Genomic DNA, 22,688 nt, shown 5'->3' with positions numbered 1-22,688 from the left:
TAATTTTACACAATTATATGGACGTAACTTTCCCATGTGTTGTATAATGTATCCTCGGGGTAGGGGGGCGTAATTTTGGGAATCGTCGAAGCTATATGTATAGGTGCCTTTAAGGATAAACCAAAGGAGCCTGTAAGTGAAGCTTTGTTCTTGCCAGGTGGGATAGAAGGAGATTGTCACTTGGGAACAAAAGGCAGAGAAGTCAGCCTTTTGTTGTCATCAGATGTTGCAGTGGCAGAGGACAGGGCCAAAATAAAATTCCCTCCAGGTTCTTTGGCTGAGAACCTGCGAATCAAATTGGATTGCCCCTCCTTAATAAAGATAGGTTCCAAGCTGAGGTTAGGCGAAAACGTGATATTAGAAGTGGTAGAGCGTGGCAAAAGGCCTGATGAGCCCCATACTTATAGTTATATGGGGTGGTGTTTGCTGCCTGATGTGGGATATTTCTTAAAGGTAGTTTCTGGAGGCAGGGTTAGGGTAAAGGATAAAGTCAAAATAGAATAGCAGAGAATTCTGGGGTGCTGGCGGCAGTCTTGGCTTATAGCGTGTTTTTAAGATAAAAACAAACATTCAACTTTTTAGTTAAGGGGGTGAAATGTATGGTCATTTTCGTGTTCTCAGTGCTTGTTTATTTGCTTTTGGCCTGGAGCGGCAACGGAATAGATATGGCAGAAGTTGTTATAGGAATTGTATTGGGTGCCATTCTCGCCTTCGCTGCCAGGGTTTGGAATCCCAGGAGATTTTTTAGCTTGTACGGTCTGAATCCCGTCAGGTGGGGGATGTTTGTTGCGTACCTTTTCGGCCCTTTCTTTCTGGGCATGGTGAAAGCTAACTTGGATGTCGCCATGAGAGTTATAACAGGGAAGATAAGGCCGGGCATAGTCAAGATCAATTCTGGATTGAAGGGCACTTTGGCCACCACAATGCTAGCTAACTCCATAACCTTGACTCCAGGTACCTTGACAGTGGATATCAATGAAGATCCAGAAGGTGGGAACCTGTTCTACATTCACTGGATAAACGTAACAGATGAGAACCCAGAAGAAGAGCTGGTTTATGGCACTTTTGGGAAATGGGCGAGGAGGGTTGCTGAATGACTTTGACGGTCTTTATGTGGGCCGCAGGAATAATAGCCCTATGTGCTTTTTTGATGTCCGGAAGGTTGATAGCCGGACCTACGGTGGCAGACAGAGCAGTGGCTTTGGACTCTATGAACACGTTGGTAGTGGCCCTTATGATCTTGTTGGCCGTTGTATATGACTCGGTAGTTATGGTGGACGTAGCGATAGTTTATGCTGGCCTTTCCTTTGTGGGAACTTTGTTTTTGGCCCGGTACATCGAAGGAGGCATGTAACGATGAATGCGCTCATAGTACTTTTCTTGGTAATAGGAACTTTGTTCAACTTGTTAGGTACCGTGGCTCTTTACAGATTTCCAGACGTTTACACAAGGCTGCATGGGACCACAAAGTGTACTACATTTGGCTCCATTTTCACTTCGGCAGCTGTGGTGCTTTTTGCTTTGCAAAAATTGGTCGTTAGCGGCGAGGGTAGGTTTGGTACATTGGCAGTGCACGCCATTATAGCGGTGGCTGCTTTGTTGATCACAAACCCGACTGGCGCGCATGCTTTAGCTAGGGCTGCTCATAGGAGCGGAATAATGCCCAAGTTTGCCGTGGTGGATAGGCTAGCCGAAGACCAAAAGAAAAAAGGTGGTGTTTCGGCATGAACGGGGTATTTCATTTCTTTGTGCTGGCACTTATAACGGTTTCAGCCTTTTTTGCCATATGGTTCAAAGATTTGCTTTCCTCTGTAATCTCTCTTGCTGTTTTTAGCTTGCTTCTCTCTTTGGAGTTTTACATATTGCAGGCACCAGATGTGGCTATTGCTGAGGCAGGTATAGGTGCCGGGCTAACCACAGCCATATATATAATAGCGCTTAGAGGATGCAAGGCTCTGAGGAAGGGCAACGGGGGTGATCGTCGATGAAAAAACATGTATTGTTCTTGATGGCCCTCGTAATAATGGTAGGTACTCTTTGGGGAGGGTTGAGCAGGATACACCAGTTTGGGGATCCTGTTATAGCCCCGATGGACGACTATTATCTATATAATGCTCAGGCGGAAAGATCTGTGAACAACATTGTGACATCAATCGTTTTCGATTACAGGGGATTTGATACTTTAGGTGAGGCCGCTGTGCTTTTTACTGCTGTTTGTTCTGTATTGGTCGTTTTCAGGAAAGGAGGGCATAATTAATGTACTCCTTGTCGGTGATAGTTAGGACTATTTGCGATGTTTTCGCCTGGTTTTTGGCTGTTTTTGGGGTGTATGTCATAGTTCACGGCCATTTGACCCCAGGTGGAGGTTTCCAGGGAGGGGCAGTGGTAGCAACTTTGTTTGCCTTTCTCTTGGTCGCATATGGTGGGAAAAAGTTTGTTTCTTTCTACAAGTCCAATCTTTTTTCATGGTTTGAGACGATTGGTCTTTTGGTTTTCATAGGAACAGGTCTTCTTGGACTGGGGACCACCTTTTTCTACAACTTCCTGGCAGGCCAAGGCGGTCTCTTCGGCTCTCCTGTTCCAATAGGACCCAATAGTGGTGTACTCAACAGCTCTGGAACCATTGCGCTCATGAACATGGCTGTGGGGCTGGAGGTCATTGGTGGGCTTTCCTTGATCCTCTACTACATGTTCAAAGGAATAAGGTTATACGAAGAAAGCGGAAGTGAGGAGACGGGCCATGACGGGTAATCTACCATATCTTGTTGTCGGAATAATTTTCTTGTTGGGGCTTTATGCGGTTCTTTTTGAGAAGAACCTCATAAAGATAGCAATAGGTATCACTTTGATAGAAGCTTCCGCAAACCTTCTGCTTATCGTTCTTGGCTATAGGGCCGGCGGAAGCATACCCGTATTTACTTTGGCGGGCAAAGTGGAAAAGATGGTTTTGCCTGTTCCACAAGCTTTGACGCTGACAGCGATAGTTATAGGTCTGGCCACATCGGCGCTTATGCTTTCGCTGATAATGATGCTGTACAAACATTATGGGACGTTGGACGTCCGGGAGATTAGGAGGTTACGAGGATGAGTTGGCATGTACATCTCCCGGCTCTTATGATCGCGGTGCCGCTTTTGGGTGCATTTGTTGCTCCTGTGGCTTCTATGCTGGGTAAAGCGGCAAGGAATTTCTGGCTTGTAGGGGTTTCTGCCTTGACGGCAATCTTGAGCGTTCTCCTGTGGCAACAGGTATTAGCTTCCGGGACTGCTATCTACGTGATGGGTGGTGAAGCCTTTAACCTTTCGTTGCCTTCGGGAATGAGTTTGCCTATACGGATAATTCTGGAAGTCGATGCTTTCAGTGCTTTTATGGCTTTGGTTGGGAGTATTGCTGCCTTGGCAGGAGCAATTTTCTCCACTAACTATATGGAGAAGTTCTCTGGTTTGGACAAATTTACTGCCCTTTACTTCCTTCTTACCACTGGTATGTTGGGAATGGTCCTAACTGGAGACTTGTTCAACTTCTTTGTGTTCCTGGAAATAGCCTCGGTTGCTTCCTTTGGATTGGTGGCTTTCTGGAGGGATCGACCCGAGGCCATAGAAGCAAGCTTCAAGTACATGGTCGTTTCAACCATTGGTGCGATGATGGTTTTAATAGCTATTGCATTTTTGTACGGCAGATACAACGCGGTTAACATGGCTGCTGTCGCCAATGTGCTTAGGCTTGGATATGCAGAAAAAGTGGCGTTGGTGTTCTTGATCGTTGCTCTTGCCATGAAGTGCGGTACCGTCCCAATGCACATGTGGACTCCAGATGCATATACTGAGGCGCCTGCTGGTGTTACATGCTTGCTGATCGCTGTAAGTCAGGCCTCTCTTTATGGACTTTTCAGGGTCTGTTTCTCCATCTATGGAGCAAGCCTTGGAAGTGCTGTTGTGCCTTGGACGATAATAGTCATGGGTGTTCTCTCCATGTTCATTGGGGTGAGCATGGCGGTCGTTCAAAAGGAAATCAAGCGCCTTATGGCTTACCATTCAGTGTCTCAGATCGGTTACATGCTCCTTGGATTGGGAGTTGGGCTATTGGCCCTTTCTGACCCGCAAGCTATGGCTGATTATGGTTTCACAGCCATGAAGGGTGGTATATACCATCTAATAAACTACACTGTCTATAAAGGTCTGCTGTTTTTGACGGCTGGGGCACTGTATTACGCGGCTGGGTCTAGAAACCTAAATGACTTAGGTGGTTTGGCAAGGAACATGCCGTATACAACTTTCATGTTCGTAATAGCGGCAGCAGCGATAGCTGGACTACCGCCGTTCAATGGGTTTGTGTCTAAGTTGCTAATATATGAGTCAACCTTTGCTGTATATCCTATTCTTTCGATAATGGCCCTTGTTACTTCGGTCTTGACTTTGGCCTCCTTTGTGAAAGTGTTCCAGACAGCATTTTTAGGGCCTGCGAAGGCTAGATTGTCCCATGTCAAGGAAGTTCCGGCGGGTATGCTCCTCGGAATGTCTGTTTTGACCATAGTGATAATAGGCTTAACCCTATTCCCAACTTGGTCATTGTCCAACCTGGTTGAACCTGCGGCCAAGGCTCTTGTAGACCAAGCAGGCTACATCTCGGCCGTGGTAGGAGGTGGCCTGTGATGTGGAGTAATGTGTTTACTGGTTTTGGTTATTGGGATGTTTATAGCTGGATAATCTTCTTCTTTATAGCTTCGGGACTCGTGCTTTGGATCAGGAGCATGGGTAGAAGCGATTACAAAAAGGGAACGGAACAAGATGAAATATTTTATGGTTCCAATGCAGTACCTGAAGATGGAAGTGAGATACAAGTCCCTGCAAGCTCTGCTTATTGGGGATTCGTTGAGGCGTTGAAAGGATACTACGAGCTGCTCACTGGGATGCATAGTGGTTTGACCAACGACTACGTAGGGTACATGGTTGTAGTTGCAGCAGTGCTTGCGGTTTTGGTGCTGCTTTAAGGAGGGGTAGTTATGAAACTTGAACGATATATAGACATTCTCTCCAAGTCTATCTGGGTTTTTCTATGTAACAGCGGCTCCTGTAATGGATGCGATATCGAAATAGTGGCAACCCTCACACCAAGATACGATATAGAGAGATTTGGGATGAAACTTGTAGGAACTCCACGGCACGCAGATGTCTTGCTGGTCACGGGGCCTGTAACAAAGTTTATGGCTAATAAACTCAAGAGAATCTATGCCCAGATGCCTGATCCCAAGGTTGTTATTGCGGTTGGTAACTGTGCTGCGTCCGGAGATGTGTTTTACAAATCCTACAACTTGGAGGGACCTGTGGATAACATCATTCCAGTGGATGTATATGTTCACGGATGCCCCCCAAGACCTGAGGCTATAATTGAGGGTGCAGCTAAGGCCGTAATGAAGCTGGAAAAGATGAAAGAAGAGCTGAAGAAGGCAGGTGCCCCTAAATGAGTAGATGCAAACCTGAATACGTGAAAGATAGCAAAAAACCGGAAGAAGTGGCAGGTTGCCTGCAAGAGCGATTTGAAGATGCCTTGGAAAGCTTGGAAATAAGGGAGTACAAGGGCGGCATCAGCAACGAAGTTCAGTACAAAGACATGTACTTAAAGGTTAAAAGGGAGAAGTTCCTGGATTTGATAGACACCTTAATGACGTTCGATTTCCTTCATTTTCAGGTCATGTCAGGTAACGATGACGGAGATGTTGTGACCCTTAATTATCACTGCACTCTGTTCAGGAGCAGCGAACGAGGGAAAGAAATTGGGCTTTGCATCTCTGTCGCTGTGCCAAAAGATGACCTTAGGATGCCCTCTCTATGGGGCAGGATCCCAGGGGTAGAGTACAGCGAACGAGAAATGAGGGAAATGCTCGGTGTAGATTTTGAGGGGCTTCCAAATAAAGGCTTGATTTTCTTGCCTGAGGATTGGGATGAAGATATCAAGCCCTGGCGAAGAGACGATACCGGGCCTTCTCCTGAAGACGTCAGGGAACTATCATAGGAGGTGCCCATATGGCTATAGGGACAGGAAAAACATACAAGGTACCAATTGGACCTGTTCATGTAGGCTTAAAAGAGCCTATAACAGCATGGTTAGATGTTGATGGAGAAAGAATTGTCGATGCTACCATAAGGCCTGGAGCGATCCACAGAGGAATTGAATTCATGGCAAGGGATAGGAACCCCATTCAGGTTATCTATCTTGCCGAGAGAATATGTGGGATATGCTCTTTTACCCACATAGAGGCATTCATAAGGGCAGTTGAAGATGCTGCCAAGATACCAGTGCCTGCGAGAGCTCAATATATCAGAACCATAGTGCTGGAATTGGAGCGTATCCATTCCCATATTTTGTGGGCAGGCGTGGCGTGTTATACCTTTGGATACGATTCTGCCTTCCATCTGGGGATGATCCTGAGGGAGAAGGTTATGGATGTCCTGGAGGCGCTCACCGGGAACAGGGTTAACTATGGTACAGGCACCATAGGTGGAGTTCGTAGAGACATAACTCCCAAGGTAGAGAAGGCCATTAAGGACATGATTGCTTTCTACAAGAGTGAATTTTCTTTATTCTATGACGTTGCAGTTGGTGATCCCGTTGCATTGGCAAGGTTGAGAAACGTAGGTGTTCTGTCAAAAGAGGATGCTATAACTCATTGTGCCTTGGGACCCACGGCAAGAGGAAGCGGGTTAAGGGTAGACCTGCGTTGGTCAGCGCCTTATGAGGCCTACGCAGATCTTGACGTCAAGCCTGTGGTTCCTCAAGACTACACCGGAGAAGTCTATGGAGACGTTTACGACAGGTTCCTGGTTAGGGTCTTGGAGGTCTACCAATCCCTTGAGATTATTGAGAAGTGTCTTGAGGGTTTACCAGAAGGGGACCTCATGTGGGAACCCAAGTTACCTAAACTCCTTAGCTACTTGAAACAAGCAGAAGGCATGGGGGTAGGCTCAATAGAGGGGCCTAGAGGTGATGATATCCATGTGGTCAAGCTGACTGGAGGTCAGGAGAATATTACTTGGTGGAAGGTAAGGGCCCCGACGTATGCCAATGCTGTATCCTGGCCCATAATGTTCAGAGGTAACGATGTAGCAGATGCACCATTGATTATAAACAGTGTCGATCCATGTATCTCCTGCATGGAGAGGATGCTTGTGACCGATGTTCGTAAGGGAAGCAAGCAAGTCGTGACGAAAAGTGAACTCTTGCAGAGCTGCAGGGAAAAGACTAGGAGGTTGATGGGAGCATGATTTTGCTGAGTAAAATTCTAGCGGGGTTGGCCCTTCTTGCTTTTGCGTCGCTCCTGTCCCTGTTGTTTGAAGGGGTAGACCGCATTTTTCATGCGAGGATGCAGCTTAGGATTGGCCCACCCTTGCTTCAGCCGTTTTACGACGTGTTAAAGCTATTGGGGAAGGAGAATATAGTTCCCAGAAGAGCTATTCCTTGGGCTTTTAATGGTGCTCCGTGGCTTGCTGCGGCTACTGCTTTGATGGTGTTTCTTTATGTTCCCATGGGGTCTCTTCCTCCCATCCTAAGTGGGGAAGGTGATTTAATCCTTATAATGTACCTCTTGGGATTTTCTGCCGTTGCTATGGCCATTGGGGGCTTTGCTAGCGGTTCTGTGTATGCAAATATAGGAGCCCAGCGTGAGATGGTTCTGATGATGAGCTATGAGTTGCCTCTTGCTACTGTTGTGGTTTCCTTGGCGTGGTTTGCTTACAGGACAGGGATGCCAGGAGCACCTTTCAGTTTGGAGACATATGTAGCTATGCCTGTATGGAGTGTTGCTGGATGGACAGGCACGTTTGGCCTTTTGGCGCTTCTTGTCTCCTTGTTGTTTGTGGTTCCCGCCGAAACAGGTAAGGTGCCGATGGATATAGCAGAGGCAAAAACGGAGATACTCGATGGTTTGATATGCGAGTATTCAGGAAGAAACCTGGCCATGTTCAAGATGGCTTTCTCTCTTAGGACTTTGGCCATGTGTGCGGTTGTGGTTTCGTTGTTCTTCCCGTGGTCTTTAGGAAAACTTCTCAATCTTTCTGGTATGGCGTTTTTCCTTGTAGATTTCCTTTTCTTCTGGGTAAAGGTTTTCCTGGTTCAGGTCATATTTGTGACTATAATCCGCACGACCTTTGGTCGCCTAAAGATATGGCAGGCCTCTCGTCTCTATTGGTATCAAGTTGCAGGCTTAGCCTTGGCGGGAATGGTTTTACTTTCTCTGGATGTTATCCTTTAAGGTGGTGTCACCATGCTGAACAGAATGCTGATACAAATACTTAGACAGTGGGTTGATGATCCGGCTACGAACCCTTTCCCAACCAAACACATGCCGGATAGCCTTACCGAAGCCTTGGAAGCTGCAGCGGAAGGACGGTTGGAACTCAACCCTCCTGTTCCTGTCCCTGAAAACTTTAGGGGCAAGATAGGGTACGACAGGGCAGCATGTATAGGTTGTAAGATGTGTATGAGGGTTTGTCCTGCCAATGCGATCTCCTATGATCAAGAGGACAAAAAGGTGCGTTTCCATATGGACAGATGCTGTTTCTGTGCTCAATGTACAGAGATATGTCCTGTAAAATGCATATGGATGACCGAGGAGTTTGCTTTTGCATCTTATAACAGGAAAGAACAAGTTGTGGTGGATTCTGGTCCTAGAGAGAAAGCTTCGGAAGAGGAAAGCTCCGACGATGAGGGTAAGAAGACACAGAAGACGGTTTACGTCATAGACAAAGAGAAATGCATAGGTTGTACCAAGTGCGCTCGTATTTGTCCCGTGAAGGCAATAAGCGGAAATTTGAAGGAACCTCACGTAATAGATGAGAACGCTTGTGTTGGGTGCGGTGCGTGCGCTGACGCGTGTCCAGTTAAGGCAATTCACCCAAAAGAATAAACGCTTGAAATAGCTAAAGGGTCCCTGCTCAAGCAGGGACCCCTTAGCTATTTGGTTTCATTGAAGCGCTCTAAAGAAGGCCGTAATAGGAAAGCCTTGACTTAGTTTCTTCCCTTCCCAAGAAAGCGGCTACTTCAAATATCCCTGGACTGACCTTGCGGCCAGTTAATGCCCATCTTAAAGGCATTGCTATGTCTTTCATTTTTAAACCTTTCTGTGCTGCCCAATTTTTAGCGAACTCAGCCATTTTGAAGGCATCCCATTCATCTATATTAACGAGTTCTCTAGAGAACTCCTTGATTATGTCCTTCTGGGTTTCTGTAAGGTCTGAAGCGTCGTACCGTTTTTTGACCACTTCGAAATCTAAAAGGTAATCGCTGTACTCTGCAACCTCCTTCAATGTTTGCCCTCTTCCCTCCAGTAGTTCCAAGGCCTTCGCTAGGTAGTCTTTATCGTGACGTTCTACATCTAAACCTAGTTCCTTCCAGAAGGGAATTACCAGCTCCACTCTCTTGTAAGGATCCAATAGGTTGATGTGAGCTTGGTTTATGTGGTTCAACTTTTCCATGTCGAAGACCGCGGCCCTTTTGGTAACCCTTTTCAGGTCAAACATCTTTATGGCCTCTTCTTTCGTAAATATCTCTCTGTCATCCCCAGGGGACCACCCAAGGAGCGCAAAGTAGTTGAAAAGCCCTTCTGGCAGGTATCCCATGTTACGGTATTCATATACACTTGTGGCGCCGTGCCTTTTGGATAATTTTTTCTTGTCTTTTCCCAAGATCATCGGAAGGTGAGCGAATTTAGGTAGCGGCCAATTCAAGCTTTGATACAACAGCACCTGTTTAGGCGTATTGGAAATGTGGTCTTCGCCTCTGATTACGTAGTTGATTCCCATAGTGTAATCGTCCACGACAACTGCGAAGTTGTACGTAGGAGAACCATCGCTTTTAATCAAGACTATATCCTTTAATGTATCGCTTTGCACTTCTATCCTGCCATATACTATATCGTCAAAGCCCAAGGTCAACCCAGGAGGAACCTTGAATATTATGGCCGGCCCCTCTCTATAAGCCATGCCCTCTCTTAAAAGCTGTTCTGCGTATTCATGGTATATTTCGTTTCGTTCTGATTGTCTGTAGGGGCCCTTGGGACCTCCAACGTCTGGGCCTTCATCCCAATCAAGCCCTAACCATTTCATTCCTTTTAGAATGGTTTCCTCGAATTCCTTTGTAGACCTTTCTCTGTCGGTGTCCTCTATCCTGAGTACGAAAACACCATTGTTTTTTCTTGCCCACAGCCAGTTGAATAGCGCTGTATGGGCTCCTCCAATATGTAGAGCTCCAGTGGGGCTTGGAGCAAACCGAACTCTTACTTTTTCTTCCATGTAACCCACCCCTTCAGATTGTTTGGCTTTACTACTTGTTCTGTAGATTTCTTTCCCGAAGATAGTATTATATCTTTGTAAATATAGCAAAGGAGTGAGTTTATTGGAAGGAAATGTAGTTTTGCTTGTGGATGGTCACGGCCTTGCTTACAGGGCTTTCTATGCTTTGCCGGAGCTGAGCACTAAAGAAGGGATTCCTACCAATGCGGTATTGGGATTTGCGAACATGCTCGTTAAGATCATGGAAGATGTATCCCCTAGGTTCGTGGGCGTAGTCTTCGATGCAGCTGCTCCGACGTTCAGACATGAAGCGTTTAAGGAATACAAAGAAGGCAGGAGACCGACTCCTGAGTTGTTCAAGGAACAACTGCCATACATAAAAAAACTTGCGGATTATTTGGGGTTGAAAGTTGTTGTGCAAGAAGGTGTGGAGGCCGATGATGTGATAGCTGCCACAGCCTTGGAGGCTTCCAAATTAGGTTACAAAGTCATTATCCTTACAGCAGACAAAGATATTTTTCAGATACTTGGGGAAGGAATAAAGGTCATAAGACCTAATAAAGGAGTTAGCACTTTCAAGGAATATGATGAACGAGTTTTTATTGAGGAGTATGGTTTCCCTCCGACTTCTTTCCCTGATTACCTAGCCTTGGTGGGAGACAAGGTTGACAACATTCCAGGGGTTAGAGGAATTGGTGATAAGACAGCTAGAGCTCTTTTGAAAGAGTACAAAACCCTGGAAGGCATATATGAATCGATAGATGAGATCAAACCTTCTATAAGTGAGAAACTGAAAGAGCAAAAAGAACAGGTCTTCATGTCTAGGGACCTCGTGAGGTTGAGACTTAGTAATCCTTTGAAAATAGAGGACATAGAGGTGAGAAAGCCCAAACCCGAGCTTTTTGAGTTATTACATGGGCTTGAGATGAGAAAATTGGCCGAGAGGCTCTCCAAAAGCATGAACGTGAAGAGTGAAGAAATGAAATCGAAGGATAGGTCATCTGAATCGGTTTTTACCGTTACCCCTATTGAACAATTAGTGAAGAACGATGTCGTTGGCATTTACTGGGAGGGAGATGGAACTTATCCTCAGAAATTTCAAATAAAAAACGTTACTATGTGTTCTGATGCTGGTGAGGTTTGGAGTGGTAGTGGCGAAGATTTCTGTAGTGTAGTTAAGGTTTTGCGGGAAGATGCTACAGGAAAGACACTGGTTTTATGGGGATATAAGGAGCTGTGTTGTGCTTTAGATAGTGCTAGAGATTTGCGCGATCACGTTTGGGATGTAAAAATAGCTTCATATCTGTTGCACCCTGATAGACCTCCCACGATAGTAGATAAGCGACTGTCCAACGAGGAAAACGCTTCCAGGCTTTTGGCGTTCTATAAAGAAGGAAAAGACTCCATCGAATCCTTGGGGCTACAAGAGGTGTTTCATAGGATAGAGCTCCCTTTATCTCCAGTTCTGGCAGATATGGAAAAAAAGGGGATTAAGGTTGAGGTTCCACAACTTGTCAAATTGGAGGCAGAGCTGACTCGCAGGTTGCAAGAAATAAATGAAGAGATAGAGGCCGTAGCTGGTTGCCCTGTAAACCTAAATTCGCCTAAACAGATGAGCTGGCTTCTTTTTGAACACATGAAATATCCCCCCATAAAGAAAACGAAGACTGGGTACTCCACGGATAGCGAGGTTTTAGAAGCTTTGGCATCCATGAGCATCTTAGATAGAAGGGTGCCTGCTTTGGTGCTGGAATATAGAGAACTAACGAAGATGCTTAGTGGGTTTGTTCAACCGCTTATTAAGAGTGTCGATGATAGTACAGGATGTGTACACACAACATTGGAACAAACTTCCACAGGAACGGGGCGTTTAAGCAGTAGGGATCCAAATTTGCAAAATCTTCCTATGTATGGCAAATGGGCGGAGACCTTCAGAAAGTCCTTAGTCCCTCATTTTGACGATGGGGTTTTCATTGCGGGAGATTATTCTCAAATAGAGTTGAGAGTGTTGGCGCACCTCTCAAAAGAGGAGAAACTTATTGAGGCCTTCGAGAAAGGAAGAGACATACACAGCGAAACAGCCCGATGGATATTTGGAGAAAACAGTGGTGTTCCTTCTGAAGAGCAAAGACGCTTGGCGAAAATGGTTAATTTTGGCCTGCTGTACGGTATGGGAGAGTATGGTCTTGCCAAAAGGCTGGGAATTAGCAGAAAAGAAGCAGGGGAATTGATAAAGAGATACTTTGATTCTTTCCCAAACGTAAAGGGTTATCTTGAGGATAGCGCTGCCAGGGCCAAAAGCGAGGGAACGACCAGAACGCTTTTTGGAAGGATACGACCTTTAAATGAGGTAGGAACCATTGGGGAAAGAGGAGGGAACGCCTTGGAGAGAGTTGCCATAAACACTCCCATCCAAGGTACTGCCGCTGATATAGCTAAATTGGCCATGATAAGAGTTGATGAGGCCCTTAGGAACTATTCGAAGGATGCTTTCTTGGTGCTTCAGGTCCACGATTCTTTGGTGTGCGAATGTAGCGAGAGGATTGCGAGCGAAGTTGAAGGAATCCTCAGGGAGAGTATGGAGAAAGTAGTTAACCTTGATGTTCCACTCAAGGTAGAAATAAAGTCAGGAAGGACTTTTGCAGAGATTTAGAGAAATATATTCTTTGACAGCTTAGGGATATCTACTTATCATTAGATGCGGCTTGAAAGAGAAGCCGACGCAACAGATAAGAAGGAGGACGATTGATAGTGCTAATGCGCTCGTTGAGGACGAAAACTAAAAGCATAATGCTGGTTATAGTTGTAGTTTTTGTATTGTCTTTGGTGACCATGTATATTTCGAGAGGAACTAGTAGAAGCAGGTCCGATGCTCAAGGCGACTATGTGGTAGCAAAAGTTGATGGTCAAAAAGTCATGCGCTCCCAGATAGACACAGCGATTAGAAACGCGGCGGAGAACATGAATTTTGAGGAATTAGATCCCAAGCATATAGCGGAAATGAGAAAGAGTGTACTTAACAACATAGCTATATACAAGGAGCTTCAGAAGGAAGTTAAAGCCAAAAAGATTGTAGTTGACGAACAAGAAGTAGAAGAAGCGATAAAGAACATAGAGAAGAGCTTCCCGACCAAAGAAGCTTTCATGGCCTACATGAATGACAACAACATCAAAATGGAGGATCTCAAAAAAGAACTCCGCGAAAGGCTTGCCCAGCAAAAGTTGATTCAGGAGTCTACGGCCAATGTAGAGGTATCAGATGAAGAGGCCAAGGATTTCTATGAGAAAACCAAAGACTACTTTTTCAAGCAGCCAGAAGGGTATGATGTCTCATATGCGAGGTTCAAAGATGAGAATGATGCTAAAAAGTTCAAAGAACTGGTTGCAGAGGGAACTGGTTGGAATGAAGCCTTGGCTGAGGTCAAAGGAAGCTTGATAAGTTCTACGGAAGAGGGAAAGACAGCTTTCGTTTCTTCTAGTGACTTTGCTTCAGAGAACTTGAAGGCCTTTGCGGATTTGAAGCTGGGGGAAATAGGTGGTCCCCAGAAAATAGGTGAAGAGGATTACCTTGTGTTGATGAAGAAAAAATACAATCCAGCAAAGGTATTATCCTACGATGAAGTGAGCGGAGACGTAAAAAATATCATAACCAACGAGAAGAGACAGCAAGCAGAGCAAGAGTATCTTTCAAGCCTATTGGAGAAGGCTGACATTCAAATAGTTGACGAGGGGTACTTTAATCCGCCGGTTGAGGTTTCTTCTGATGATAACAAGCCATCAAATGACAATGCTGAAGAAAATGCCTCTTCTGATTCTTGACAGAGGGGCCTGTGATGCATAGAATAGACCGCGCATGATAAATGGTTGTGGTGGGGTGGCCGAGAGGCTGAAGGCACTCGCCTGCTAAGCGAGTAGGGGGGCTGAAACCTCCCTCCAGGGTTCGAATCCCTGTCCCACCGCCAGTTAAAGCAAGTACGCGCGCCGGTAGCTCAACTGGATAGAGCATCGGACTACGGATCCGAAGGTTACGGGTTCGAATCCTGTCCGGCGCGCCATTTGAATAAGACAAAGGGGACAAGGAATATTCCTTGTCCCCTTTGCTTCATGTGTTTTTTTAAATGCTATTGTGAGCTAAGTTTTTTATGTATTGGAGTTCTTCCGGGGTCATGAGTTTGGATACATATGTGCAGAATACAGTATTATTGTGTAATAAAGGTTCCTTCCTTATTTGGGGTTCCATGTCTGATGCTTTCTCAAACAGTGGTGTGCCAGGAATGGGCGAAAATTGAGCAGTCTTAACCTTCACCCCCAGCGAATGTGCAAAAGCGATAGTTTTCTCTATATCACCTAGTGTTTGTCCAGGTACTCCGATGAGTATGTACGTTTCTAACTCCTCTCTGGTAAACCCGGCTTCCAATAAGTTTTCTACTGCTTGAGCGAAGGACACTTCGTCAGCTTTGTAAGAACTTGCTCGTAGTGTGTTTTCATCTATACCTTCCAGGCTCAGTCTTATGGTTTTAAAACCAGTTTTTTTCAGGTAGCGAGCACAGGTTTTATCAATGAGTTTTACGTGAAGTCCATTAGGAGTGTGGTACCTTAACGGGGGTAGGTCGCTTATTAGGTTATCACAAAGGGGATAGAAGTGCTCTTTCTTGCCTACCAGAAGCGCATCATCATAGAATGCCACATCTTCTATGTTGCCCAAGCTCAACTGCCACTGTATTTCTTTTATTATCTTTTGTATGTTTCTTTTTCTGTGTTCAGGCCAGAGTATCGAAGAGGCGCAGTAATTGCACCTTAAGGGGCATCCTATAGAGGTAAGGGTTACCCCATAATGGGGATTTGTATATAGGTCCATTGCAGGTTTTTCGAACTTTAAGAATAAAGGTTGAGTTTGAATCATGTCCGCCCCGGAGAGCTTTGCGTGAGTTGAGCACAACCTGGGATAGATGCCCCCTAGCAGTACAGGTGTGTGGGGGAATATTTTTTTGATAAGTTTTATGGCCCATATCACACCGGGGTACCAATAGGTCATTACAGAGGTAACTAAGACTAAATCGGGTTTTTCCGTTTCCTTCAGTCTTTTTGCAAATTCATCTTCATTGAGTCCAAAATGATAATATTTTCTGGGAACTGCTTTGTATACATCAGGTTTAGGAATTAGTGTTTTTCTGGGTATATATCTTCCGAATCTCTTTGGCTTGTCTTTTGCCTCAAAGATGCAATCGATGAGCTCTACATGGTTACCTAAAGTTCTAAGTTCATCTAGAAGGTACAAAAGACCCAAGGGTTTTGCCCAGAGATCAAAGAAGGCAAAGTCTCTGACGGGAGGGTTCACTCCTAGGATTTTTTTATTTCTTAATTTGAAAAGAAAATCTGCGTAATCCGGCATAGTGGAAATATAACATAAAACGTGGTGGCTGTCTTTCTGCTGTATTTCATGTCAAATTATATGTTTTTGTTGGACTGCATGGTTATAGCCAAAAACAAACAGAAAGCATCTTTAAAATTTCGGGGATTCAGGTGGGATGTCTTCTTTATCTTGTCCAGCCTGTAATTCAGTGTGTTCCTGTGGATGTTGAGTTTCTTGGATACTATCCTGGGGTTGAATGGATTTTCTATCCAGGCCATAAAGGTTCTTCTTATCTCATTCCAATCACTTAGCTTTTCTAGATCGCCTAGGGTTTGGGATACGAAGCTCTTGGCATCGCTTTTATTCACAGTAGACAGGAGTTCTTCGATCCTATAGCTGCCAATGGAATATATGCCTAAGGCTTTGTCGGAGGCTATGTTTATGGCTTTCCATGAGTTTTTATATGATTCGTGAAGGGCTTCCACTCCCTTGGCAAGATTTCCTATTCCAACGTAAACCTTGTATGAATACTTGTCGAGGTTTCTCTGCAGAGCTTGATAAGCTTCAATGAATTTGTCTTGCATCGTTTTGGGATCTTCAACTATCCTGGAAGGGAGGCTTTTTATCACAGAGAAGCGCACCTCCCCTATGTGAGCCACTATATCCTCCGGATCATTGAATTCGTTTCGTAGGATGGGCAGTATCGTGTTTCTTACAGTGTTAAACGTGACCATTTCCCCCGTTTCCCCTGTGTTAGGGTTGTTCAATTCTATGGCCAGGCATATCCTTGGTTTATTTAAGTTGAAGCCAAGCTCCTTTCCTCTAACAAGTATCACCGAAGGATCGTCTTCTGATGGTCTGAAAGACGCCAAAAGAGATACCAAATCACTTAAGGCCCTTTCCCTTGCAAGGCTAGATTCGGTGAGGACTTGTTCATGAAGGAATATCTCTGCGTGTTTTTGAACTAAATGCCCGTATTTAGCAACTTCCTTGTGATTTCCCGCTATGGCTATGGATCCTACGACTTCTCCTCCCAAAGAGATGGGCAATGTAACTCCAGGTTTGACCCCTGGCCAATTCGTGGCCTCAATTTCATCTGTGAAAATTTCTTGCTTTAACTTCATGGCTTCAATCGATGGTTGATGTATTGTTCCTATCCTCTCTGGGTTGCTGGAGCCAATGATTACTGCTTTTGGGTCGGTGATTATTACCTCATAGCCAATAATCTTCCATGTGGTCTCACATATGATTTGAGCAAACCTTTCCAACAAAGTAATCACCTTCTTTCGACTAAAATTATATGTGCAATAGCACAAAAATAAAATATGTGGGAGGGGTTTTTAGTTCAATCTACCAATAACAAATAAGCTTTATGAATATATACTTTTAAAAAAGCCTACAAAATCAAGAAGGGGGATACCAATGTGAGGCTGGAGCTAAGAGAGGTTTCGATTGCGGACGTAAAGTGGGGTGAAAAGACCGAGGTCAACGATGGTGTATTGTTCGTTAATAAAGATGAAGCCATTGATTATGTTGCCAACGATCCTCGCTTTGACTCTGTGGAGTTGGATCTGGCCCGGCCGGGCGAGAGCGTTAGGATAATACCGGTCAAGGATGTCGTGGAGCCTCGCTGCAAGTTGGAGGGAAGAGGAGAGGTTTTTCCAGGCTTCATTGGAGGCATGGAAACAGTAGGAGAAGGGGCCACTCTGGTTCTTAAAGGAGCTGCAGTTGTAACGTGTGGACCAATAGTAGCTTTTCAGGAGGGCCTAATAGACATGTCAGGACCTGGGGCTATGTACACTCCTTTTTCCCGCACAAACAATGTAGTTATGATAGCAAAGCCCAAGGAAGGACTGGATAAACATGAATATGAGGAAGCTTTAAGGATTGCGGGATTGAAGTTGGCATACTACCTGGCAGATAAATGTAGAAACGCACAACCTGATAATGTTAGGGTTTATGAGAAAGGTAGTTTGGACGAAGAAAATGCCAAATATCCAAACCTTCCCAAGGTGGTTTATTTTTGTATGTCCATAACCCAAGGATTATTGCATGATACCTACCTTTACGGTGCTGACATGAAACACATAGTACCCACTTTGATACATCCCAATGAGAAATTTGACGGGGCAATGGTCTCTGGAAACTGTGTTTCAGCGTGCGATAAAAATACTACGTATCATCATCAGAATGATCCCATAGTGAAGGAACTATATAGTCGTCACGGGAAAGACCTTAATTTCCTAGGGGTAATTCCAACCATTGAGGATACCAGGCTAGCTGGAAAGGAGCGCGCAGCGTGGTTCAATGCCAAGCTTGCCAAAATGCTGGGTGCTGATGGGGTGGTGATCTCTGAGGAGGGTTACGGTAATCCTGATACTGATCTATGTATGAATGCGAAAGTTTGCGAGAAACTGGGTATAAAGACAGTTATCATCTCCGATGAAGCGGCTGGCACTGACGGCAAGAGCCAAGGCTTGGCAGACGTTACTCCGGAAATGGATGCCTTCGTATCCACAGGTAATGTCAACGAGATGGTCGAGTTGCCGCCGATGGATAAGGTTATAGGATATTCAGAAGCTATAGAAAACTTGTCCGGTGGAGCGGAGGAGAGTTTAAGAGAGGATGGGTCTATGTACGTGGAGCTCCAAGCCATCATAGGCTCGACTAGCGAATTAGGATTTGGCTCCATAGGGGCCCGATGGGTTTAAATGGAGGTGAATGTGGTGGCTTACAGAGTGGTATGTTATATAAACCAGTTTTTTGCTGGAATGGGTGGAGAAGAGGCAGCTCATCAGGAGCCCTTTGCCAAGGGGGAACCCATAGGCCCTGCGGCTCAAATAAACTCTCTTTTGGGGGAAGACGCCCAAGTTGTGGGGACAGTAGTTTGCGGTGACAGTTATTATGGGGAGAATATGGAAGCCGCACGAGAGAAGTGTATGGAACTAATAAAGAGCTTCTCTCCAGATTTGTTAATAGCTGGACCAGCGTTCAATGCAGGAAGATATGGAGTAGCATGTGGTGATATATGCGCAATTACAGGTGAGCTATTAGGGATTCCTACAGTTACAGGGATGTACTGTGAAAACCCCGGTGTGGAACTTTATTCTACTAAGACGTTTATAGTCAAGACTGCCGACAGCGCCAGGGGGATGAAGGAAGCGCTAGAAAACATGGCAAGGCTAGGCCTTAAATTGTTGAAAAAACAAGAGATGGGACCTGCTGAGGAAGAGGGGTACTTCCACAGGGGTGTAAGGAAGAATTTCTTCTACGAGGAAAATGGAGCGAAAAGGGCCGTGGACATGCTGTTGAAGAAGTTGAAGGGTGAACCTTTCAAGACGGAGTACGAGATGCCGGTATTTAAGAGGGTTCCCCCTGCAAAACCGGTGAAGGACATTAGGAAAGCAACGATAGCTCTTGTGTCTTCCGGTGGAATAGTTCCTAAAGGAAACCCTGATAAGATAAGGGTTTCATCAGCAGAAAGCTACGGACGGTATGATATTTCGGGCATAGATGACCTCACTCCTGAAATATTCGAATCTATACACGGGGGCTACGATAGGGTATGGGCTAACGAGGATCCTGACGTGGTGCTGCCAGTGGACGTAATGCGCCAGCTGGAGAAAGAAGGAGTTTTCGGGAAGTTGTATGATTACGTTTACACCACAACGGGTACGGGAACTTCTGTAGCCAATGCTGAGAGGTTTGGTGAGGAAATAGGTGAGGAGCTCAAAAAAGCAGGAGTGGATGCCGTAATTCTTACATCTACCTGAGGAACCTGCACGCGATGCGGTGCATCGATGGCAAGAGAAATCGAGGCTGCAGCTGGCATTCCAGTGGTCCAGATAGCAACGATTGTTCCCATAATGTTGACCGTGGGTGCCAATAGGATAGTGCCTGGTGTAGCAATACCTCATCCAGTTGGAGCCCCAGATAAAGGTGAAGAGGTCGATAAAATGGTGAGGCGCCAGCTCCTTGAACGGGCCCTCAAGGCTATACAGACTGAAATAAAGGAACAAACCATTTTCAATAAATAGCAAAAAGTTATCTTTTAAAGCCGTTTATTGAGGGGGAGGGAAGCTGGAATTTTTGTTGTCCCTCCCCCATAATTGTAGATGTATAATGAAAGCTACTAATTTACCATTTCGCAGAATGGAGCATGATTGATGGGTCATAAGATTTTGATAACCAATAATCCCCTTGTGGTGGAGAAATACCCTGATGAAGTAATCAAAGTAGAAGGAATGCCCTCCGACGTACTGAGGAAAGCCATGGAGTATGTAATGAATGGTTACCATCTTTTCAGCTTACCCCTGCCACCTAATGTCTCTTTGTTTAAAAGTCCCTACCGAACGGTAGTTGTTGAATTCGAGGGGTATGCACAGACAAGAAGTTATGATTTAGTACTTCTTCAAAATGCTTTGGATAAGCTTTCTTGTCACATTGAAGAATGGAATAAAATAAAGGCCAATAAACCAGAGGATTACGCATTTTTGGATTTGGATTTTTTGGACAATTTATTAGGAAGAAGGTAATCTGGAAAATGCATTTTAAGCAATTTTGCCGATTCCTAGCTTTGGTAGTTCTATTCATTTGTGCAGAAAGCTTTTTATCCCGCTGTGCAGAAGCGAAAGTAGTTTCGATAAGGACAGGAGTCCAGCCCAAAGGGTTGAGGTTGGTGGCAGATTTAACCGAAGAGTCTCACTTTGCCTATGAGACTAATGGAAAGCTTGTTATCTTGGTAATAGAAGATCTGCCTCTGGAAAGAATTCCTAGAGTTGGCTCTTTCCCTGGAAGCAAATCTAATGCTTCTTATCGTGTTGAGGTGAAGAATTCAGTCACAAAGATTTTTATAGATCCTGGCAAAGTGGGAATGGAAGCAAACGTTTACAAAGTGGACAATCCACCTCGTATAGTGGTGGACTTATATCCAAAAGGTGAAACTCCTCCTTTTCCTCTGAAGACCTTTTATTTTGGGGGAGTAAGGGCAAGATCCCATCGCAACCTGGGATTGGACAAGAGCAATGACATCTCTTCCGTAACAGAAGAAAAAAGTACCTTTCGAATCTTTCAGGAAGACGTGGTTTTCAGGCCAGGAATTACACATAAGGTTGTGAAACTAGATTTCGAAGAAGGATTGCTCAAGAACGAAAATGCTGTGGTTGCGTTTAATTTGAGCTATGGTGGCATAGTAACGGGTCTATCGTATATTACTGTTTTTTTCAATGGATACCCAGAAAAGACTTTTGTCCTAGAGGGTTTTGAAGAGCAAGACAAAGTTTTTGAGGTGCCCATTAATAACGAAGAGATCAAAAAGGGTATCAATGAGCTGGAGATATTGGCTTTTCTGGATAGCCCTAAAGGATGGATCAAGATCTCTAAGTTCAGCAACGTGACTATTACTTCCAAATCAGAAGGGCCTTTGGTGCTTTCTGATCTGTATGAACTTATGGATCAGGATAATGGAGAGCTCCCAGAGGTTCTGCTCGTAATGCCTGACAACCCACCGCTTGATCTTTATAAAGCTGCTCTTTCTCTGGCACTTAGTGCAAAAGGAAAGTTGAAATTTGAATCCATGGCATCTGTGCTTGAAAGATCTTCAAATGGTGTCGATTTTTCAGAGCGTAACATGATATTTTTAGGATTATTGCAAGGTTTTCCTGATTTTTTGAAAAAAAGCTTCCAAATCGGAGATGATGTGGAAGAGGATGAAGCTTTCTTATCCTGCTACAGGAACAAAAAAGGGGCAGCCCGCTTCATTATTGCTTCGAAAGACAAGGTTTTACTGCAGAGGGTTGTAGAATTCATTTCTTCTAGAGATCCTGTAAACTTGCCCTCTGTGGCTACCTTGACGCTGAAAGATGAAGATTTGAATAATATGGTTAACCTATATTTAGATAACTACTTGCTTAAAGTGCCAGTTGTAAATGAGAGTGTAGTTATCAGGAATGTCCTTGATTATAAGAGGACCTACAAGTTTTCTTTGCCAAAGGAATTGGGAAAGATCACAAAAAGTAAGTTGATTATCAAATTTAAGGCTTCTCCCGTTGTCTCTTCAAGAAAAACCGAGGTTTGGATAGAGATAGGAGGAAAAAAGAAAAAAAGAAAGCTAGAAGAGGCGACAATGTCGAAGGGATTTGGGGAGCTTTCAATCCCCATAGAACCCAAAGATATAGTGACAGGTAGGCCTCTTGATGTGACCTTTGGCTTAAAGATGGAACCCATTAAGGCTGATATGATGAAGAATCCTGTAAAAGGTATGTGGGTGGTTTTGGATGAACTTTCCCTTTATGTGGAAAGTGTCACAAGAGAAAAGGTTTTGGATTTTACATTAAAGGATTTACCTTACCTATGGGTTGGCAAAAAGATAGGCATATGGTGTGTTCCCTCAATTGGTTCTGAGGATTTGAGTTTGCTGACTTCGATCCTAAGAAGCCTGGAAAACGTTACCAGAGGAAAGGTCAATTTTTTCCTGGAGGATGCCAAGGGAATAGAATCCATTTTAGAGGAAAGAAAGCCTGGGATCATTATTGCTAAAGTGGGGGAGAGAGGGAAAGATTATCTTTTGAAGGAGTTTCAAGGTTTATTTGGTGAAAAACTGTCCAACAATGATTTGAATAATAAGGTTTTTTTTGCTTTCATGACGCTGAGTGGCGAGAATGAAGAACCGTTATTATTGCTTCTAATGAGAAACAAACCAGAAATACTTGCTTCTTTGTGGGATAAAATGTATCGAGGATGGAACTTTGATGGTGGGGCTGTTTTCGTTACTAAGAGCGAGAGTGGCGATTTGCAAATAAAGGGCTTAGACACTGGAGAAAAGAAAGGAACAAAAGAAAAGAGATCGGGTTTGCTGGGGGTAGGGTACCATATCTCGTGGTTGGTGCTGTTTGTAGCATCAATCTGTGTTGGACTTGTGCTTTTGTTTATCCTCCTCAGCTTCAAAAGCATTAAACGACAAAGATAAATATGCATGGAGAGCCTAATTTTAAATTGCCTCTTCTCAACTTAAAATAATTTTGGTAAAATTCCTCCCGGTCCGTGTTCGAGG

24 protein-coding genes and 2 tRNA genes are annotated in these 22,688 nt (G+C 44.6%); 23 read left to right on the top strand and 3 right to left on the bottom strand.

Going from position 1 to position 22,688, the window contains the following annotated elements:
• Window positions 1-75: 75 nt before the first annotated feature.
• The 15 genes from V7Z69_RS01875 (at window position 76) to V7Z69_RS01805 (ending at window position 8,900) form a co-directional block, all read left to right on the top strand.
• On the top strand, window positions 76-504 hold the full coding sequence (locus tag V7Z69_RS01875; RefSeq protein WP_014163362.1) for an MOSC domain-containing protein: 429 nt from the start codon (window positions 76-78) through the stop codon (window positions 502-504).
• A 95-nt stretch (window positions 505-599) separates the two neighbouring features.
• Window positions 600-1,097, top strand: a complete 498-nt coding sequence (locus V7Z69_RS01870; RefSeq protein ID WP_014163361.1) for a Na+/H+ antiporter subunit E — start codon at window positions 600-602, stop codon at window positions 1,095-1,097.
• A complete protein-coding gene (locus V7Z69_RS01865; RefSeq protein ID WP_014163360.1) occupies window positions 1,094-1,354 on the top strand; it encodes a monovalent cation/H+ antiporter complex subunit F in 261 nt (86 codons plus the stop codon). The genes V7Z69_RS01870 and V7Z69_RS01865 overlap by 4 nt, the downstream gene beginning before the upstream one ends.
• A 2-nt stretch (window positions 1,355-1,356) precedes the next feature.
• Window positions 1,357-1,728, top strand: a complete 372-nt coding sequence (mnhG, locus tag V7Z69_RS01860; RefSeq protein ID WP_014163359.1) for a monovalent cation/H(+) antiporter subunit G — start codon at window positions 1,357-1,359, stop codon at window positions 1,726-1,728.
• The gene (locus tag V7Z69_RS01855; protein WP_014163358.1) at window positions 1,725-1,988 is read left to right on the top strand and encodes a Na(+)/H(+) antiporter subunit B; all 264 of its coding nucleotides are present in this window, start codon (window positions 1,725-1,727) and stop codon (window positions 1,986-1,988) included. The genes mnhG and V7Z69_RS01855 overlap by 4 nt, the downstream gene beginning before the upstream one ends.
• Window positions 1,985-2,257, top strand: coding sequence for a hydrogen gas-evolving membrane-bound hydrogenase subunit E (mbhE, locus tag V7Z69_RS01850; protein ID WP_014163357.1), 273 nt, complete (start codon window positions 1,985-1,987; stop codon window positions 2,255-2,257). Before V7Z69_RS01855 ends, mbhE begins: the two co-directional genes overlap by 4 nt.
• Complete coding sequence (locus tag V7Z69_RS01845; RefSeq protein WP_014163356.1) at window positions 2,257-2,751, top strand: MnhB domain-containing protein; 495 nt, start codon at window positions 2,257-2,259, stop codon at window positions 2,749-2,751. The genes mbhE and V7Z69_RS01845 overlap by 1 nt, the downstream gene beginning before the upstream one ends.
• Window positions 2,741-3,088, top strand: a complete 348-nt coding sequence (locus tag V7Z69_RS01840) for a sodium:proton antiporter (protein WP_014163355.1) — start codon at window positions 2,741-2,743, stop codon at window positions 3,086-3,088. Before V7Z69_RS01845 ends, V7Z69_RS01840 begins: the two co-directional genes overlap by 11 nt.
• A complete protein-coding gene (locus V7Z69_RS01835; RefSeq protein ID WP_014163354.1) occupies window positions 3,085-4,650 on the top strand; it encodes a proton-conducting transporter transmembrane domain-containing protein in 1,566 nt (521 codons plus the stop codon). Before V7Z69_RS01840 ends, V7Z69_RS01835 begins: the two co-directional genes overlap by 4 nt.
• Complete coding sequence (locus V7Z69_RS01830; protein WP_014163353.1) at window positions 4,650-4,988, top strand: hypothetical protein; 339 nt, start codon at window positions 4,650-4,652, stop codon at window positions 4,986-4,988. Before V7Z69_RS01835 ends, V7Z69_RS01830 begins: the two co-directional genes overlap by 1 nt.
• A gap of 12 nt (window positions 4,989-5,000) precedes the next feature.
• Window positions 5,001-5,462 carry an NADH-quinone oxidoreductase subunit B family protein gene (locus V7Z69_RS01825; RefSeq protein WP_014163352.1) on the top strand — a complete coding sequence of 154 codons (462 nt, stop codon included), beginning with the start codon at window positions 5,001-5,003 and terminating at the stop codon, window positions 5,460-5,462.
• Window positions 5,459-6,010, top strand: coding sequence for an NADH-quinone oxidoreductase subunit C (locus V7Z69_RS01820; protein WP_014163351.1), 552 nt, complete (start codon window positions 5,459-5,461; stop codon window positions 6,008-6,010). Before V7Z69_RS01825 ends, V7Z69_RS01820 begins: the two co-directional genes overlap by 4 nt.
• An 11-nt stretch (window positions 6,011-6,021) precedes the next feature.
• Entirely contained in the window at window positions 6,022-7,260 is a 1,239-nt protein-coding gene (locus tag V7Z69_RS01815) for a hydrogenase large subunit (protein WP_014163350.1), read from the top strand.
• Entirely contained in the window at window positions 7,257-8,246 is a 990-nt protein-coding gene (locus V7Z69_RS01810; protein ID WP_014163349.1) for a respiratory chain complex I subunit 1 family protein, read from the top strand. Before V7Z69_RS01815 ends, V7Z69_RS01810 begins: the two co-directional genes overlap by 4 nt.
• Before the next feature lie 12 nt (window positions 8,247-8,258).
• A complete protein-coding gene (locus V7Z69_RS01805) occupies window positions 8,259-8,900 on the top strand; it encodes a 4Fe-4S binding protein (protein WP_014163348.1) in 642 nt (213 codons plus the stop codon).
• Window positions 8,901-8,970: 70 nt separating this feature from the next.
• Here the strand turns inward: V7Z69_RS01805 and gltX are convergent, their stop codons facing one another.
• Window positions 8,971-10,284, bottom strand: coding sequence for a glutamate--tRNA ligase (gene gltX, locus V7Z69_RS01800; RefSeq protein ID WP_014163347.1), 1,314 nt, complete (start codon window positions 10,282-10,284; stop codon window positions 8,971-8,973).
• Window positions 10,285-10,387: 103 nt separating this feature from the next.
• Between gltX and V7Z69_RS01795 the strand changes: the two genes are divergently transcribed.
• From V7Z69_RS01795 to V7Z69_RS01780, 4 genes are all read left to right on the top strand, one after another.
• On the top strand, window positions 10,388-12,937 hold the full coding sequence (locus tag V7Z69_RS01795) for a DNA polymerase (protein WP_014163346.1): 2,550 nt from the start codon (window positions 10,388-10,390) through the stop codon (window positions 12,935-12,937).
• 98 nt (window positions 12,938-13,035) lie between these two features.
• On the top strand, window positions 13,036-14,103 hold the full coding sequence (locus V7Z69_RS01790) for a SurA N-terminal domain-containing protein (RefSeq protein WP_014163345.1): 1,068 nt from the start codon (window positions 13,036-13,038) through the stop codon (window positions 14,101-14,103).
• 49 nt (window positions 14,104-14,152) lie between these two features.
• Window positions 14,153-14,246 (top strand) — tRNA-Ser (locus V7Z69_RS01785).
• A 16-nt stretch (window positions 14,247-14,262) separates the two neighbouring features.
• Window positions 14,263-14,339: transfer RNA gene (locus tag V7Z69_RS01780), tRNA-Arg, on the top strand.
• Window positions 14,340-14,398: 59 nt separating this feature from the next.
• On the opposite strand, the gene V7Z69_RS01775 is transcribed toward V7Z69_RS01780, so the two are convergent.
• Together V7Z69_RS01775 and V7Z69_RS01770 are read right to left on the bottom strand one after the other, a co-directional pair.
• Window positions 14,399-15,676 carry a B12-binding domain-containing radical SAM protein gene (locus V7Z69_RS01775; protein ID WP_014163344.1) on the bottom strand — a complete coding sequence of 426 codons (1,278 nt, stop codon included), beginning with the start codon at window positions 15,674-15,676 and terminating at the stop codon, window positions 14,399-14,401.
• Between the two features lie 56 nt (window positions 15,677-15,732).
• The gene (locus V7Z69_RS01770; protein WP_014163343.1) at window positions 15,733-16,908 is read right to left on the bottom strand and encodes a CdaR family transcriptional regulator; all 1,176 of its coding nucleotides are present in this window, start codon (window positions 16,906-16,908) and stop codon (window positions 15,733-15,735) included.
• A 153-nt stretch (window positions 16,909-17,061) separates the two neighbouring features.
• On the opposite strand from V7Z69_RS01770, the gene V7Z69_RS01765 reads away from it, so the two are divergent.
• The 4 genes from V7Z69_RS01765 (at window position 17,062) to V7Z69_RS01750 (ending at window position 22,604) form a co-directional block, all read left to right on the top strand.
• Window positions 17,062-18,348, top strand: coding sequence for a glycine/sarcosine/betaine reductase component B subunit (locus V7Z69_RS01765; RefSeq protein WP_014163342.1), 1,287 nt, complete (start codon window positions 17,062-17,064; stop codon window positions 18,346-18,348).
• Window positions 18,349-18,363: 15 nt separating this feature from the next.
• Window positions 18,364-19,674 carry a glycine reductase complex selenoprotein B gene (grdB, locus tag V7Z69_RS01760; protein ID WP_148256345.1) on the top strand — a complete coding sequence of 437 codons (1,311 nt, stop codon included), beginning with the start codon at window positions 18,364-18,366 and terminating at the stop codon, window positions 19,672-19,674.
• Between the two features lie 129 nt (window positions 19,675-19,803).
• Window positions 19,804-20,172, top strand: coding sequence for a GrdX family protein (locus V7Z69_RS01755; protein ID WP_014163339.1), 369 nt, complete (start codon window positions 19,804-19,806; stop codon window positions 20,170-20,172).
• Between the two features lie 41 nt (window positions 20,173-20,213).
• Window positions 20,214-22,604: a hypothetical protein gene (locus V7Z69_RS01750; protein ID WP_334138212.1), complete on the top strand. Its 2,391-nt coding sequence runs from the start codon at window positions 20,214-20,216 to the stop codon at window positions 22,602-22,604.
• Window positions 22,605-22,688 lie beyond the last annotated feature (84 nt).

Origin of the sequence: Thermovirga lienii, assembly GCF_036847465.1 — a bacterium.
GTDB lineage: Bacteria > Synergistota > Synergistia > Synergistales > Thermovirgaceae > Thermovirga > Thermovirga lienii.
This window is presented reverse-complemented; position numbering and strand designations above follow the sequence as displayed.